Origin of the sequence: Roseomonas alba, assembly GCF_019430885.1 — a bacterium.
Lineage (GTDB): Bacteria > Pseudomonadota > Alphaproteobacteria > Acetobacterales > Acetobacteraceae > Neoroseomonas > Neoroseomonas alba.
Genome location: NZ_JAHYBZ010000014.1, coordinates 70,960 through 85,591, shown reverse-complemented (window position 1 = coordinate 85,591; position 14,632 = coordinate 70,960). Strand labels below are relative to the sequence as shown.

General features: G+C 68.5%; 13 protein-coding genes and 1 other RNA gene. 8 read left to right on the top strand and 6 right to left on the bottom strand.

The genetic code is table 11. From position 1 onward, the window contains the following. Positions 1-38: 38 nt before the first annotated feature. Positions 39-1,703 carry a fumarate hydratase gene (locus tag KPL78_RS28285; RefSeq protein WP_219766646.1) on the bottom strand — a complete coding sequence of 555 codons (1,665 nt, stop codon included), beginning with the start codon at positions 1,701-1,703 and terminating at the stop codon, positions 39-41. Between the two features lie 179 nt (positions 1,704-1,882). Between KPL78_RS28285 and KPL78_RS28280 the strand changes: the two genes are divergently transcribed. Next, positions 1,883-2,656: a tellurite resistance TerB family protein gene (locus KPL78_RS28280; RefSeq protein WP_219766645.1), complete on the top strand. Its 774-nt coding sequence runs from the start codon at positions 1,883-1,885 to the stop codon at positions 2,654-2,656. A gap of 325 nt (positions 2,657-2,981) precedes the next feature. On the opposite strand, the gene KPL78_RS28275 is transcribed toward KPL78_RS28280, so the two are convergent. The 3 genes from KPL78_RS28275 to KPL78_RS28265 all read right to left on the bottom strand — a co-directional run bounded on the left by KPL78_RS28275 (position 2,982) and on the right by KPL78_RS28265 (position 5,036). Further along, the gene (locus KPL78_RS28275) at positions 2,982-3,503 is read right to left on the bottom strand and encodes an SspB family protein (protein WP_219766644.1); all 522 of its coding nucleotides are present in this window, start codon (positions 3,501-3,503) and stop codon (positions 2,982-2,984) included. Between the two features lie 39 nt (positions 3,504-3,542). After that, positions 3,543-3,860: a transfer-messenger RNA gene (gene ssrA, locus KPL78_RS28270) on the bottom strand. A gap of 6 nt (positions 3,861-3,866) precedes the next feature. Then, positions 3,867-5,036: a M20 aminoacylase family protein gene (locus KPL78_RS28265; RefSeq protein WP_219766643.1), complete on the bottom strand. Its 1,170-nt coding sequence runs from the start codon at positions 5,034-5,036 to the stop codon at positions 3,867-3,869. Positions 5,037-5,257: 221 nt separating this feature from the next. Between KPL78_RS28265 and thyX the strand changes: the two genes are divergently transcribed. From thyX to KPL78_RS28245, 4 genes are all read left to right on the top strand, one after another. Next, positions 5,258-6,199, top strand: coding sequence for an FAD-dependent thymidylate synthase (gene thyX, locus KPL78_RS28260; protein ID WP_219766642.1), 942 nt, complete (start codon positions 5,258-5,260; stop codon positions 6,197-6,199). 96 nt (positions 6,200-6,295) lie between these two features. Next, a complete protein-coding gene (locus KPL78_RS28255; RefSeq protein WP_219766641.1) occupies positions 6,296-6,529 on the top strand; it encodes a hypothetical protein in 234 nt (77 codons plus the stop codon). A 71-nt stretch (positions 6,530-6,600) separates the two neighbouring features. Continuing rightward, a complete protein-coding gene (locus KPL78_RS28250) occupies positions 6,601-7,059 on the top strand; it encodes a DoxX family protein (protein ID WP_219766640.1) in 459 nt (152 codons plus the stop codon). Between the two features lie 112 nt (positions 7,060-7,171). Beyond that, positions 7,172-8,572, top strand: a complete 1,401-nt coding sequence (locus KPL78_RS28245) for a nucleobase:cation symporter-2 family protein (RefSeq protein WP_219766639.1) — start codon at positions 7,172-7,174, stop codon at positions 8,570-8,572. A gap of 255 nt (positions 8,573-8,827) precedes the next feature. Here KPL78_RS28245 and ilvD read toward each other — a convergent pair whose 3' ends face one another. After that, positions 8,828-10,684, bottom strand: coding sequence for a dihydroxy-acid dehydratase (gene ilvD, locus KPL78_RS28240; protein ID WP_219766638.1), 1,857 nt, complete (start codon positions 10,682-10,684; stop codon positions 8,828-8,830). Positions 10,685-10,928: 244 nt separating this feature from the next. After that, positions 10,929-12,035 carry an Mrp/NBP35 family ATP-binding protein gene (locus KPL78_RS28235; protein WP_219766637.1) on the bottom strand — a complete coding sequence of 369 codons (1,107 nt, stop codon included), beginning with the start codon at positions 12,033-12,035 and terminating at the stop codon, positions 10,929-10,931. Positions 12,036-12,358: 323 nt separating this feature from the next. Here KPL78_RS28235 and hflK point away from each other — a divergent pair, with 323 nt between their 5' ends. From hflK to KPL78_RS28220, 3 genes are read left to right on the top strand one after another with little or no spacing between them, the layout of a single operon-like run. Continuing rightward, positions 12,359-13,444, top strand: a complete 1,086-nt coding sequence (hflK, locus tag KPL78_RS28230) for an FtsH protease activity modulator HflK (protein ID WP_432761297.1) — start codon at positions 12,359-12,361, stop codon at positions 13,442-13,444. Continuing rightward, on the top strand, positions 13,441-14,391 hold the full coding sequence (gene hflC, locus KPL78_RS28225; protein WP_219766635.1) for an SPFH domain-containing protein: 951 nt from the start codon (positions 13,441-13,443) through the stop codon (positions 14,389-14,391). The genes hflK and hflC overlap by 4 nt, the downstream gene beginning before the upstream one ends. Further along, positions 14,388-14,582: a DUF2065 domain-containing protein gene (locus KPL78_RS28220; RefSeq protein WP_219766634.1), complete on the top strand. Its 195-nt coding sequence runs from the start codon at positions 14,388-14,390 to the stop codon at positions 14,580-14,582. Before hflC ends, KPL78_RS28220 begins: the two co-directional genes overlap by 4 nt. Positions 14,583-14,632 lie beyond the last annotated feature (50 nt).

The window sequence follows — 14,632 nt, the reverse complement described above, 5'->3', positions numbered from 1 at the left end:
CCTGAACCTCGCAGGCAGGCGGCGGTCGGCCGCCTGGCTCACTCCAGCCCCTCGTAGAAGTCGTTGCCCTTGTCGTCGACGACGATGAAGGCGGGGAAGTCCTCGACCTCGATCTTCCACACGGCTTCCATGCCGAGCTCGGGGTATTCGAGAACCTCGACCTTCTTGATACAATCCTGCGCGAGCCGCGCCGCCGGCCCGCCGACCGAGCCCAGGTAGAAGCCGCCATACTTCTTGCAGGCGTTGAGCACCTGCTTCGACCGGTTCCCCTTGGCCAGCATGATCAGCGACCCGCCATTGGCCTGGAAGGATTCGACGTAGCTGTCCATGCGCCCCGCCGTGGTTGGGCCGAAGGAGCCGGTGGCGAAGCCCTGCGGCGTCTTGGCCGGGCCGGCGTAATAGACCGGGTGGTCCTTGATGTATTGCGGCAGGCCCTGGCCGGCGTCGATGCGTTCCTGCAGCTTGGCATGCGCGATGTCGCGCGCCACCACGATGGTGCCGGTCAGCGACACGCGCGTCTTCACCGGATACTGGCTGAGCGTCGCGCGGATCTGGTCCATCGGCTGATTGAGGTCGATTTTCACGACCTCGCCGCCGAGGATGTCCTCGGTGTGCTCGGGCAGGTAATGCGCCGGCTCGTGTTCGAGCTGTTCGAGGAAGATGCCCTCCGGCGTGATCTTCGCCTTGATCTGGCGGTCGGCGGAACACGACACGCCGATGCCGATCGGCAGCGAGGCGCCGTGCCGCGCCATGCGGATCACCCGCACGTCATGGCAGAAATACTTGCCGCCGAACTGCGCGCCGATGCCGAGGTTCTGCGTCAGCTTGTGGATCTCGGCCTCGAGCTCGGTGTCGCGGATCGCGTGGCCGGACTTGTCGCCCTTGGTCGGCAGCGCATCGAGCCACTTGGTCGAGCCAAGCTTCACCGTCTTGAGGTTCATCTCGGCGCTCGTCCCGCCGATCACGATGGACAGGTGATAGGGCGGGCAGGCCGAGGTGCCGAGCGTCTTGATCTTCTCCTCGATGAAGGCGAGCAGCTTCGGCTTGTTCAGCACCGCGCGGGTCTGCTGGTAGAGGAAGGTCTTGTTGGCCGATCCGCCGCCCTTGAGGATGAACATCAGGTGCATCTCGTCGGCGTGGTGGTCGCCGGGCTGCGCCATGATGGAGAATTCGACCGGCATGTTGTTGCCGGTGTTGGTCTCCTCGAACATCGAGATCGGCGCCATCATCGAATAGCGCAGGTTGGTCTCGGTATAGGTGCGGGCGACGCCGAAGGAGAGCGCCTCCTCCTCATCGCCCTCGACCCAGACGCGCTGGCCCTTCTTGCCGAAGACGATGGCGGTGCCGGTGTCCTGGCACATGGGCAGCACGCCGCCGGCGGCGATGTTGGCGTTCTTCAGCAGGTCGAGGGCGACGAAGCGGTCATTCGCGCTCGCCTCGGGGTCCTTGAGGATGTTCGAGAGCTGCTGGAGATGCGCCGGGCGCAGCAGATGCGAGACGTCGTGGCAGGCCTGGAAGGCGAGCTCGGTCAGCGCCTCGGGCTTCACCTTCAGCACGGTCTTGCCATCGACCTCGACGGTCGAGACGCCCTGGATGTCGAGCTTGCGGTAGGGCGTGGCGTCCTCGCCCAGCGGGAACATCGTCGAGAACTGGTATCCGGCCGGGCGGGCGGGTGCGTCGGCAGCGTCGAGCGGCGGGGTCATGAGTCGGTCTCCGGGGGCGCAGGAGAACGGATGCGCCTTTGCGGGTGCTGTAGCAAAGGGGGAAGGCGGGCGCCAACTTCGGGGCCGATCAGGATTGCCGGCCGCGACCTTCTCCATCGCGCATAAAGTAAATTTTCAGCAATCTTGCGTCCAGATGCGGGCGTCACGATGTGACGCCCATGATCGACGCACAGCAACTGCTGAACCGCTTTTTCGGCACGGGCGCGGCGCCCGGCCAGGACCAAAACCAGGCTACCGGGCAGCCCGCTTCCTCGGGGTTGTCGGGCCTGACGGCGCCTGGCGGGCTGGCGACGGCGGCGCGCCAGGTCCTCGGCCAGGGCGGGGTCGGCGGACTGGCCGGCGCGGCGGCGGCAGGCGGGCTGTTGTCCCTTCTGGTCGGGAAGAAGAAGGGGAGGGGCGGCAGCATGCTCAGCCATGGTGGCGCGGCGCTGCTCGGGGCCCTGGCGGACCGTGCGTTCCAGAACTGGCAGGCTGGCCGGCAGCCGGCTGCCGTCTCGGCGCCGACCCCGCGGGATGCCGCTTCCGTCGATGCGCGATTCCTGCCCGGCGCGGCGCCCGGAGCCGATGGCCTGCCCTTCGAACTGGCACTGATCAAGGCCATGATCTGCGCCGCACGGGCCGATGGGCACATCGATGCCGAGGAACGCCGGCGTATCTTCGCCCAGGTCGAGCAGGCAGGCCTGGACGCCGAAGCCAAGGGGTTCGTGTTCGACGCGCTGGATACGCCCATCGGCGTGGGCGAGGTGACGGCAGCGGCGACGACACCCGAGCAGGCGAGCGAACTGTACCTGGTGTCGCGCCTCGCCGTGGATCCGGACGATGTGGCGGAGCGCGCCTATCTGCAGGCGCTGGCGCATCGGCTGAAGCTGCCTGACGACCTTGTCGCGCATCTCGACCGTCAGGCCGATCTGGCATCGGCGCCGCAAGCCTGAAGCGTGATGGCCGAAGGCGCGAATGCACCGGATGTCTGATACCAGCGGCACGAATCCGTGACTCGTGCCGAGGCCGCGACATGGAACCCGGAAGGCGGCCCGCCGGTAGTCCAGTGTCACGCGGGAGGCGTGCCTTCGGCACGAAGCCAGGCAAAGCGAAGGTCTGCGCCCGGCGTCTGAGGGCTGGCCAATGCGGATGCCGATGGCCCGAATAGGGCCGCCGGTATGAATCACACGATCCGACAATGGGTTGGAGCGTGATCGGTGAGCAAGAGCGAACCGATCGCGCTCTCGCAGGTAGCGTTCGTGGCGCCGATGACCGCCGTCAGCCGTCCTTCGCGGGCTTCCGGCGGAAGGCGTCGAGGCTGACGACCTGCGCCGGAGCGGCCGGGGGCGTCTCCGCCTCGGGCTCGGGCTCGACGTCATCAGGGGCTTCGGCGACGTCTTCCATGATCGGCCCGTTCATGCCCAGCGCGGGGAAGCGCAGGCCGAAGCGCACATGCGGGTCGTGGAACATGGTCAGGGCGCCGAAGGGCACCACCAGGCGGGACGGGACGCCGCCGAAATAGAGCGTCACCGAGAACCGCCCGGCGACGCGGTCGATCACCAGGTCTTCGAACTGGTGCTGCAGGACGATAGTGATTTCCTGCGGGTAGCGGGCCTTGAGGTGGCCGGGCACCGTCGCGCCCGGGTGGTCGGTGCGGAAGGTCAGGTAGAAATGGTGCTCGCCCGGCAAGCCGTCCTTCGCGGCGCTTTCCAGCGCGCGGATCGCGACCTCGCGCAGGGCTTCCTCGGCCCAGATGTCATAGGGCAGCAGGCTTTCGGGAGGTGCGGCGTCGTCGCTCATGCGGCCATCTAGGCCAGGAACCCATGCTATGCCAAGCGAAGTGGGGGGCTTCTGTTGCCCGGTGCCCCCCGAACCGCGCTTACCTATTTAGGCAGCGAGCGCCACAGCCTCGCGGCTGTTATCGTTGGCACTTGTGAATTGGTCCGATGACGGCGGTACCATGCCGGGCAAAAGGCGTATCTTTACCGCGCGCGTCGAGCCTGTTTCGCCCCCATCTGCCGCTGATAAGGCGGGTTGATGGTGGAGGCGCCGGGTACCGCCCCCGGGTCCGCAACGCTTATTCCATACGCCGTTTATCACCATAGTCACCGAAGTGACGCGCCTCATATAATCCAGGCGCGTCCGGATTTCGAGGGGCTTCCGTCAGCCCTCGCGGTCTTTGGCGAGTCCGCGTTCCACGACCTTGGCATAGAGCGCGGCGCCATAGGGGATCGCTTCGTCGTTGAATTGGTAGCGCGGGTTGTGCGGCGTCGCCCCCGGGCCGTTGCCGACATGGATGTAGGCACCCGGGACCTTCTCCATCATGAAGGAGAAATCCTCCGAGCCCATGCCCGGCGGGTTGTCGCGCGCGACCTTGTCGGTCCCGACCAGCTCGGCGGCGGCGTCCGCATAGGCCTCGGTCTGGGCGGCGTCGTTGATGGTGGGCGCGAAGATCAGGCGCCAGTCGAGCGTCGCGGTCGCCCCGAAGCCCGCGGCGACGCCCTCGGCGACCCGGCGCATCGATTCCTCGATCTGCACGCCGACCTCGCGGGTGAAGAAGCGGGCGGTGCCGGAGATGGTCGCCGTCTCGGGGATGACGTTATAGGCGTCCCCGCCCACCACCTTGGTCACGCTGACCACCGCCGGATCGCGCGGGGACAGCGTGCGGCTGACGATCGACTGCAGCGCCGTGGTCACGTGGCAGGCGGTCAGCACCGGGTCGATGGAGGCCTCCGGCCGCGCGCCGTGGGATCCCTTGCCGGCGATGGCGATGTCGAAGAAGGCGCCGCCGGCGGCAGTGGGGCCGGAGCGGATGCCGTATTCGCCGACCGGCATGCCCGGGCGGTTATGCATGCCGTAGATCGCGTCGCAGGGGAAGCGCTCGAACAGCCCGTCGGCCAGCATGGCCAGGGCGCCGCCGCAGCCTTCCTCGCCGGGCTGGAAGATGAAGTGGACGATGCCGTCGAAGTTGCGCGTCTCGGCCAGGTACTTGGCCGCGCCGAGCAGCATGGTGGTGTGGCCGTCATGCCCGCAGGCATGCATCACGCCCTTGGTGGCGGAGCGATAAGGGACGTCGTTCAGTTCCTCGATCGGCAGGGCGTCCATGTCGGCCCGCAGCCCGATGGCGCGGTTGCCGGACCCGTTGCGCAGCACGCCGACCACGCCGGTGACGCCGACGCCGCGATGCACCTCGATGCCCCAGGATTCGAGCTTGCGGGCGACGATCTCGGCCGTGCGGTGCTCGGCCATGCCGAGTTCCGGATGGGTGTGGAAGTCCTGGCGGATGGCGGTGAGTTCGGCCTGGTCGCGACGGATGGCGTCGAGGGGTGACATGGCGGCTCCGGTACAAGGGTGCCCAATCCTGCACCGCTGGACGTCCGTCGGGTAGATCGGGCCGCGCTTCCCGTCGATCTGCCCCAAGGTATTGGTTTCCATAGGTCTTTCGGCCTTTGGCGGGGCGGGGTCCGGGGAGGGGCGGCGCCCCTCCCTGGTCAGGCTGTGACGACTCGGCGCCGCCGCCCTATTAGACGGGGTTCGTTGCCCAGGGGATTGTCATGGCGCTGACCGCCGACCAGCAGCAGGAAATCGAGGCCGCGCGCGCGTCCGAAGGCCGCACGCGGCGCCCGACCGTGCCGGCGCTGGAATCGATGCTGTTCCAGGCCATTCCGCTGCTCGACCACGGTTTCGTGCGCGTGGTGGACTACATGGGCGACGATGCCGCGATCGTGCAGGCGGCGCGGGTCTCCTATGGCCGTGGCACGCGCGCGGCGAATGAGGATCGCGGCCTGATCCGCTACCTGATGCGGCATCGCCATTCGACGCCCTTCGAGATGTGCGAGATCAAATATCACGTGAAGCTGCCGATCTTCGTGGCGCGGCAATGGATCCGTCACCGCACGGCCAATGTGAACGAGTATTCGGCGCGGTATTCGATCCTCGATCGGGAGTTCTACATCCCGGCGCCCGACCAGCTTGCCGCGCAATCGGTGGTGAACCGCCAGGGGCGCGGCGACATCCTGCAGGGGGCGGAGGCGGCGCATGTCCTCGACCTGCTGCGGGAGGACGCGACGCGCAACTACGACCACTACCTCGAAATGCTGAACGAGGAGGATGACGGGCAGAAGCGCGATCCGGGCCGGCAGGGCCTGGCGCGGGAGCTGGCGCGGATGAACCTGACGCTGAACGCCTATACGCAGTGGTACTGGAAGACGGATCTGCACAACCTGCTGCATTTCCTGTCCCTGCGCGCCGATCCGCATGCGCAGTACGAGATCCGCGTCTATGCCGAGGCGATGCTGGAGACGGTGAAGGCCTGGGTGCCGATGGCCCATGACGCCTTCCGCGACTATCGGCTGGGCGCGGTGACGCTGTCGGCGCAGATGATGGGCATCGTGAAGCGGATGCTGGCCGGCGAGGCCGTGACGCAGGAGGGTTCGGGCCTGTCCAAGCGGGAATGGCGCGAGTTGATGGAGACCCTGGGGCGCGATGCAGCCTGAGCCTGCCGCCGCGATCCCCGGATGCGTGCCCGGCGGGGGGCACGCGGGGCTTCTCCACGACCGGATGGAGGAGGTCTGGCTGCTTGGGGCCTGGCCGTGAGCGGCAGCACGCGGAAAGGCACCACGGCGCGGCCGCGCACCAAGAAGCCGGTGAATCGCGGCTGGGCGCTGAGCCCGCTGGCCTATCGCTGGGTGTTCATCGGCGGCTTCACCCTGGCCATCCTGGTCGGGCTGCCCTTGCTGCACGCGCTGGTGGGAGAGGTGGGGGCGATCCTGGTGGGAACCTTCATCTTCGGCTTCGTCGTGGGGCGCATGACGAAGGGGGGATAGCCCCGCTCCCGTAACCTTCGAACCCGGGAAGACGAACCCGAGGGCAGAACGCCCCGCAAGGAACGCCCATCATGACCCGCACCGACCGCATCCTCCGGCTCCTCGCCTGGCCCGCCGCGATCTGGATCGCCTATGAATTCCTCTGGTACGAGCAGTACAAGCTGACCGGCGCGCCCGGTTCGGTGGAGCAGATCTTCCAGCCCCTGGCCGACTGGTTCGGCATCCCGGCCTATGAGAAGCCCTTCCGCCTGACCGTCGCGATCCTCGAAATCATCGCCTCGGTGCTGGTGCTGGTGCCGCTGACGCGGGTCTGGGGGGCGCTGCTCGCCGTCGGGCTGATGTCCGGCGCGATCTTCTTCCACACCATCGGCCCGATCGGCATCGACCCGTACAATGATGGCGGGCAGCTCTTCAAGGAAGCCATCTTCACCTGGTTCATGGGCGTCTTCATCGCCTATGCCCATCGGGCCGAGATCCTGGCCGCCGCGGCGCGGTTCGGCTTGGCGCCGCAGGGGCATCGGGCGGCCTGAACCACCGCTGCACCGGTCAATATTTCGCAGGCATAAGTATTGCTTGCCTCAACCCCAGAAAAGGCCGGCCCGGGAACGGTCCCGGGCCGCGCAACGACAGGGGTTGTGGACCATGGCGACGGATGCGGTGCACCCGGTAGATCAGACGCTACCATTACCACGGCTCTTGCCTCTCGCCTTGCAGCATGTCCTGGTCATGTATGCCGGTGCCGTCGCGGTGCCCCTCATCATCGGCCGCGCCCTGCGCCTGCCGCCCGAGGACATCGCCTTCCTGATCAGCGCAGACCTGTTTGCCTGCGGCCTGGCGACGCTGGTGCAATCCTTCGGCCTGCCGGGCGTCGGCATCCGGCTGCCGGTGATGATGGGGGTCACCTTCGCCTCGGTCGGCCCGATGCTGTCCATGGCCGCGGCGCCGGAGATCGGGCTGCTCGGCATCTACGGATCGGTGATTGCCGCCGGCGTCTTCGGAATTGTCGTCGCGCCCTTCATCAGCCGGCTGCTGCCGCTGTTCCCGCCGGTGGTGACCGGGACGATCATCATGGTGATCGGCATCTCCCTGATGCGCGTCGGCATCAACTGGGCGGGCGGCGGGTTGCCGACGCTGACGCGCGTGGTCGACGGCGTGCCGGGCGCCTTTCCCAACCCGAACTACGCGCAGCTCGGCGGGCTTGCCATCGCGGGCATCGTACTCTGCGTCATCCTGGCCCTGCTGAAATGGGGCAAGGGCTTCGTCGCCAATGTCGCCGTGCTGCTGGGCATCGTCGCGGGGTCGGTGATCGCGGCCGCCCTCGGCATCATGCATTTCGAGAAGGTGGCCGCCGCGCCCTGGTTCGACGTGGTGCTGCCCTTCCACTTCGGCACGCCGCAATTCCACCTCGTCCCCATCGCGACCATGTGCATCGTCATGGTGGTGGTGATGATCGAATCCCTCGGCATGTTCCTCGCCCTGGGCGACATCACCGGCAAGAAGATCGACCAGGAGGCGCTGAGCCGCGGCCTGCGCGCCGATGGCGTGGGCACGCTGCTGGGCGGCATCTTCAACACCTTTCCCTACACCTCCTTCTCGCAGAATGTCGGGCTGGTCGGCGTGACGGGCGTGCGGTCCCGCTGGGTTACGGTCGCTGGCGGCGTGATCATGCTGCTGCTCGGCCTGCTGCCGAAGATGGCTGCGTTGGTCGAGGCCGTGCCCCAGGTCGTGCTGGGCGGCGCAGGGCTGGTGATGTTCGGCATGGTGGCGGCGACGGGCGCGCGCATCCTCACCTCCGTCGACTTCAAGGGGAATGCGAACAACCTCTTCGTCGTCGCGATCGCCGTCGGCTTCGGCATGATCCCGATGGTCGCGCCGAACTTCTGGCGCAACCTGCCGCATGAGCTGCACCCGCTGCTGGAATCCGGAATCCTGCTCTCCGCCATCGTCGCGGTTGCGCTGAACGCGTTCTTCAACGGGGTGGCGAGCGCGGATCGGGCGCGGGAAGAAGCCTCGGCAGCGGCAGCCGCAGCGGAACACGTGTGAGTTGGAGAGGGGCATTGCCCCTCTGATGCACCGCGAAGCAGTGCTTCGCGCCCACCAAAGGCCGAAAGGCCTCTGGAAACCACACCCTGGCGATGGGCGCCACGGGCAGAACGGTGCCGAAACCCGCACTTGCGCACGGAACACGCTAAGAGGGTCTGGCGTGACCGTGTTGCCTGACGCCAACAGATTGCGGTCCAGGGGCTCCAAGCCCCTGGCGGGGTGGTCCGGAGGGGTGGAGCCCCTCCGACTGCGCCCTTACCGCCGGCGCACCCCCGACACGTCGCGCACCGCGCCCCGCGATGCGCTGGTCGTGAGCGCCGCATAGGCCCTCAGCGCTGCCGTGACGTTCCGCTTGCGCGGCGCGGTGGGCTGCCAAGCCTCGGCGCCCTTGGCTTCCATCGCCGCGCGGCGATGCGCCAGCACCTCGTCGGACACCGCCAGGTGCAGGCGGCGGTTCGGGATGTCGATCTCGATGACGTCGCCATCCTCGACCAGGCCGATGGTCCCGCCCTCGGCCGCTTCCGGCGAGCAATGCCCGATCGACAGCCCCGAGGACCCGCCGGAGAAGCGCCCATCCGTCACCAGGGCACACAGCTTCCCGAGGCCCTTCGACTTCAGGTAGCTGGTCGGGTACAGCATCTCCTGCATGCCCGGCCCGCCACGCGGCCCTTCGTAGCGGACCAGCACCACCTCGCCGGCCTTCACGGCGCCGCCGAGGATGCCTTCCACCGCGGCGTCCTGGCTCTCGAAGACTCGGGCCGGGCCGGTGAAGGTCAGGATCGAGGCGTCCACCCCGGCCGTCTTCACGATGCAGCCTTCCTCCGCGATGTTGCCGTAGAGCACCGCGAGGCCGCCATCCTTCGAGAAGGCGTGCGCCATGTCGCGGATCACACCCTTCTCGCGATCCACGTCGAGGTCATCCCAGCGCGCCGACTGGCTGAAGGCGACGGTGGTGGGAATGCCGCCGGGGGCGGCGCGGAAGAAGGTCTGCACCGCCTCGGTCGGGCTGCGCTTCACGTCCCATTCGGCCAGCGCCTCGGCGAGGCTCGGCGCGTCGACGCGCGAGACCGAGGTGTCGATCAACCCGGCGCGATCGAGCTCGCCCAGGATGCCCATGATGCCGCCGGCGTGGTGGACGTCCTCGACATGCACGTTGATGACGGACGGCGCCACCTTGCACAGCACCGGCACGCGGCGTGACAGGCGGTCGATATCAGCCATGGCGAAGGGCACCTCGCCTTCCTGCGCGGCGGCGAGGAGATGCAGCACCGTGTTGGTCGACCCGCCCATGGCGATGTCGAGCGTCATGGCGTTCTCGAAGGCCGCGACGGTCGCGATCGACCGCGGCAGCACGGAATTGTCGTCCGTCTCATAGTGGCGGCGCGTGATCTCGACGATGCGGCGCCCGGCCTCGAGGAAGAGCTGTTCGCGGTCGCTGTGCGTCGCGACGACGGTGCCGTTGCCGGGCAGGGCAAGACCCAGCGCCTCGGTCAGGCAGTTCATCGAATTGGCGGTGAACATGCCCGAGCACGACCCGCAGGTCGGGCAGGCGGACCGTTCGATGACCTGCACTTCCTCATCGGTGACGCTGCTGTCGGCGGCGACGATCATGGCGTCGATCAGGTCGACGGACCGCTTCTGGCCGCGATGCACAACCTTGCCCGCTTCCATCGGCCCGCCCGAGACGAAGATGGTCGGGATGTTCAGCCGCATCGCGGCCATCAGCATGCCCGGCGTGATCTTGTCGCAGTTGGAGATGCAGACCAGCGCATCGGCGCAATGCGCGTTGACCATGTATTCCACGGCGTCGGCGATCAGCTCGCGGGACGGCAGGCTGTAGAGCATGCCGTCATGGCCCATGGCGATGCCGTCATCGACCGCGATGGTGTTGAATTCCTTGGCGACGCCGCCGGCCTTCTCGATCTCACGCGCCACCAGCTGGCCGAGGTCCTTCAGGTGGACATGGCCGGGGACGAACTGGGTGAAGGAATTGGCGATGGCGATGATCGGCTTGCCGAAATCCCCGTCCTTCATCCCCGTCGCGCGCCAGAGGCCCCGCGCGCCGGCCATGTTGCGGCCATGGGTGGTGGTGCGGGAGCGGTATTGCGGCATGGGCCGGGTTTCCTCATTGGCGGCTGCTGCGGCCGGTTTGCTGCGGCCGTGTGACGAAAGGGGGGTGTAGCGCGGTTGGCGTCCCGCGCCAAAACCGGGTCAGAGCCTGTCCCGGAAGCCGCTCGAAGGCGACTTCTGAAGTCCGGCACCGGCCCGCACCCCCACCCGGCCACCCAATTCAGCATACTGTCGTTGAGTGGCCGGGTGGGGGTGCGGGCCGGTGCCGGACTTTCAAGACAGGCTTTCAGTCGACGATGATGGCGGGGCCTGCCTGGGCCGGGGCCTTCACCTTGTCCCAGATGCGGGCGGCGATGGCGCGGTAGATGCCAGCTTCCTCCGTCTCCGGGCGCGCCGTGACGATGGGTGTCCCGGCATCGGCCAGTTCCCGGATGGCGAGCTTCAGCGGCAACTCGCCGAGAAACTCGACGCCCAGCCGCTCCGCCTCCCGCTTCGCCCCGCCATGGCCGAACAGATCGGTGCGGTGGTTGCAATTCGGGCAGCAGAAGAAGGACATGTTCTCGATCAGCCCGAGCACCGGAACGTTCACCTTCTCGAACATCCGCACGCCGCGCCTTGCATCGAGCAGCGCCACATCCTGGGGGGTGGACACGATCACCGCGCCCGCCAGCGGCACGCGCTGCGACATGGTGAGCTGCGCATCGCCCGTGCCCGGCGGCATGTCGACGATCATGATGTCGAGCGCGCCCCACTCCACCTGGCCCATCATCTGCTCGAGCGCGCCCATCACCATGGGGCCGCGCCAGATCATCGGGGTCTCCTCATCCACCAGGAAGCCGATGGACATGGCCTTCAGTCCCCAGCGCGACAGCGGGGTGATGCGCTGCCCGCTGGCGCGCGGCCGCTCCCGCGTGCCGAGCATCTGCGGCAGGGACGGCCCGTAGATGTCGGCATCGAGCAGCCCGACCTTCAGCCCCTGCGCAGCCAGCGCGACGGCGAGATTCACTGCCGTGGTGGACTTCCCCACCCCGCCCTTGCCCGAGGCGACCGCGACGATCGCGCCAACCTCCGGCAGCAGCATCGGGCCCTGGCCGGATGGCGCGCGCGCGGCCTCGCGCGGGGTCGCCGGCTGCGGCGCTGCCGCCCGGTGCGCGGACAGCACGACGGTCGCGCTCAGCACGCCAGGCACGGCGGCCGCGGCCTTCTGCGCGGCGGCGCGCAGCGGTTCAAGCTGCGCCGCGCGCTCCCGCGGCACCTCCAGGGAGAACTGCACATGGCCACCGCGTTCCGCCAGACCCTGGACCATGCCCGCCGAAACCACGTCCCGCCCGGTCGCAGGGTCCGTCACTTGCCGCAACGCCGCCGTCACCGCTTCCGCCAGAGTCTCAGCCATCGCTTGAAAAGCCCTCGTTACTGGACAATATCGCCTTCGCCGGGCGAGGTTGATCCTCTTAGCGGGTAGCCCACCGGGCGCCCGACCGGTAGGCATATGGTCGGCGCCCCAGCCCATGCACCCCCACATGGCAGGCGCCGGCCGGACCGTCACCACTGCATAAGAGTTTGGAGGCCCAGCGTCGAATGCCCTGGAACAACAGCGGCGGAAACTCTCCCTGGGGGAACCCGCGGCCCGGCGGGCCGTGGGGAGCGCCGCCCCCGCCCGGCGGAGGCCAGGGCGGACCTGGTGGCAGCGGCGGGCGCGGACCCGACCTCGACGACATGATCCGCCAGGCGCAGGAGGCGGTGCGCCGCTATCTGCCGCGCGGCGGCGGCAAGGGGCTGCTGCTGCTGGGCCTGGTGCTGGTCGCCGTCTGGGCGGCCTCGGGCTTCTATCGCGTCCAGCCGGACGAACAGGGCGTGGTGATGCGCTTCGGCGCCTTCGACCGCACCGCGCCGCCGGGCCTGAACTATCACATCCCCTGGCCGGTCGAATCCGTGACGACGCCGCGCGTGACGCGCATCAACCGCGTCGATATCGGCTTCGTCGGCTCGCCCGAGGCCGGGATCGTCACCGGCCGCGTGCCGCCGGCGCGTGACGTGCTCGCCGAATCGCTCATGTTGACCGGCGACGAGAACATCATCGACATCGACGTCGCCGTCTTCTGGCGCATCCGCGATGCCGGCGAATTCCTGTTCAACACCCGCAACCCGGAGAACACGGTGAAGTCCGCCGCCGAATCCGTGATGCGTGAAGTGATCGGCCGCACGCCGATCCAGCCCGCCCTGACCGAGGCGCGCGCACAGATCGAGCAGGAGGTGCTGCGCGGCACCCAGGCGATCATGGACCAGTACCAGGCGGGCATCGAGATCACCCAGGTGCAGTTGCAGAAGGTCGATCCGCCCGCCCAGGTGGTCGACGCCTTCCGCGACGTGCAGCGCGCCAACGCCGATCGCGAGCGTCTGCGCAACGAAGCGGAATCCTTCCGCAACGACATCATTCCCCGCGCCCGCGGCGAGGCCGAACGCCTGGTGCAGGAAGCCCAGGGCGCGCGCGAAAGCCAGATCGCCCGCGCCCGCGGCGAGGCGGCGCGCTTCACCAGCGTGCTGACCGCCTACCAGGCGGCGCCTGATGTGACGACGCGGCGCATGTATCTTGAGACGATGGAGGAGATCCTGCGGCGCAACCCGATGGTGATCGTCGATGACCGGCTGCAGGGCGTGGTGCCCTTCCTCCCACTCGGCGAGAACGCGGTCGCGCCGCGCCAGGCGCCGGGCCAGGGCAACCTGCCGACCACGCGGCCGGCCCCGCTGCCGCCCGGAACACCGCCCGTCCAGGGCCGCCTGCCGCAGGGGGTGACGCGATGAACCGCTCCATCATCGGCCTCGGCGTGCTCGCCGCGGCGGCCGTCACCCTGGCCTCCTCGCTGTTCACCGTGCATCAGACGCAGCAGGTGCTCATCACGCAGCTTGGCGATCCGATCCGCGTGATCGAACAGCCCGGCCTGCACTGGAAGCTGCCCTTCATCCAGTCGGTCATCACCTTCGACCGCCGCCTGCTCGACTTCGATGCGCCGGGCGAGGAAGTTATCCTGGGCGACCAGCGCCGGCTGATCGTGGACAGCTTCACCCGCTACCGCATCACCAACCCGCTGCGCTTCTATCAGACGGTGGGCGCGACGGAGCAGGGCATCCGGGCGCGGCTGAATTCGATCGTCTCCTCGTCCCTGCGTCGCGTGCTGGGCAATGAGCCGCTGCTGTCGGTGCTGTCCACCGACCGTCCGCGGATCATGGGTGAGATCCGCGGCCAGGTGAACACCGAGGCCCGCCAGTTCGGCATCGAGGTGGTGGATGTGCGCATCCGCCGCGCCGACCTGCCGGAGGAAAACACCCAGGCCATCCTGTCCCGCATGCAGTCCGAACGCGAACGCGTCGCCCGCGAGGCCCGCGCCGAAGGTGCGGAAGTCGCCCAGCGCATCCGCGCCGGGGCCGAGCGCGAGCGCACCGTGCTGCTGGCCGAGGCCCAGGCCCAGTCCGATGTCCTGCGCGGCCAGGGCGAGCAGGAGGCGATCCGCACCGTCGCCGAGGCTTTCAGCCGCGACCTGCGCTTCTTCGACTTCTGGCGCTCCATGCAGGCCTATCGGGAGGCCTTCTCGGACGGCAATGCCCGCATGGTCATGACGCCGGACTCGCAGTTCTTCCGCTTCTTCCGCGGCAGCAGCGGCGAACCGGAAGCCCTGGCCTCGCCGGCCATGCCGGCGCCAGTGCAACCGCCTGCCACGGCCTCCAGCACGCCGGCGCCGGCGCCGCAGTGACGCTGACCGGACTGGTCCAGGGCGCGGCGGTCGTCCTCGCCCTGGAAGGTATCGCCTATGCCCTTGCTCCCGGCGCCATGCGCCGGGCCCTGAATAGGCTTGCCGAGGCGCCGGAACCACGGCTGCGCCTCGGCGGGCTGGTGGCAGCGGTGCTCGGCGTGGGGCTCGCCTGGCTGCTGCAGGCGCGCTGAATGCCTTCGAGTGGCGCTGCTGCAGCATTTCGTTGCATGATGCCCGCTTC

What these genes read in the sequence shown, in the direction of transcription:
- thyX (WP_219766642.1), top strand. Translation starts at nt 5,258, where the DNA reads ATGGCGCTGACCGCCGACCAGCAGCAGGAAATCGAGGCCGCGCGCGCG.
- KPL78_RS28245 (WP_219766639.1), top strand. Translation starts at nt 7,172, where the DNA reads ATGGCGACGGATGCGGTGCACCCGGTAGATCAGACGCTACCATTACCA.
- hflK (WP_432761297.1), top strand. Translation starts at nt 12,359, where the DNA reads ATGATCCGCCAGGCGCAGGAGGCGGTGCGCCGCTATCTGCCGCGCGGC.
- KPL78_RS28275 (WP_219766644.1), bottom strand. Translation starts at nt 3,503, where the DNA reads ATGAGCGACGACGCCGCACCTCCCGAAAGCCTGCTGCCCTATGACATC.
- KPL78_RS28235 (WP_219766637.1), bottom strand. Translation starts at nt 12,035, where the DNA reads ATGGCTGAGACTCTGGCGGAAGCGGTGACGGCGGCGTTGCGGCAAGTG.
- ilvD (WP_219766638.1), bottom strand. Translation starts at nt 10,684, where the DNA reads ATGCCGCAATACCGCTCCCGCACCACCACCCATGGCCGCAACATGGCC.
- KPL78_RS28280 (WP_219766645.1), top strand. Translation starts at nt 1,883, where the DNA reads ATGATCGACGCACAGCAACTGCTGAACCGCTTTTTCGGCACGGGCGCG.
- KPL78_RS28285 (WP_219766646.1), bottom strand. Translation starts at nt 1,703, where the DNA reads ATGACCCCGCCGCTCGACGCTGCCGACGCACCCGCCCGCCCGGCCGGA.
- KPL78_RS28250 (WP_219766640.1), top strand. Translation starts at nt 6,601, where the DNA reads ATGACCCGCACCGACCGCATCCTCCGGCTCCTCGCCTGGCCCGCCGCG.
- KPL78_RS28265 (WP_219766643.1), bottom strand. Translation starts at nt 5,036, where the DNA reads ATGTCACCCCTCGACGCCATCCGTCGCGACCAGGCCGAACTCACCGCC.
- hflC (WP_219766635.1), top strand. Translation starts at nt 13,441, where the DNA reads ATGAACCGCTCCATCATCGGCCTCGGCGTGCTCGCCGCGGCGGCCGTC.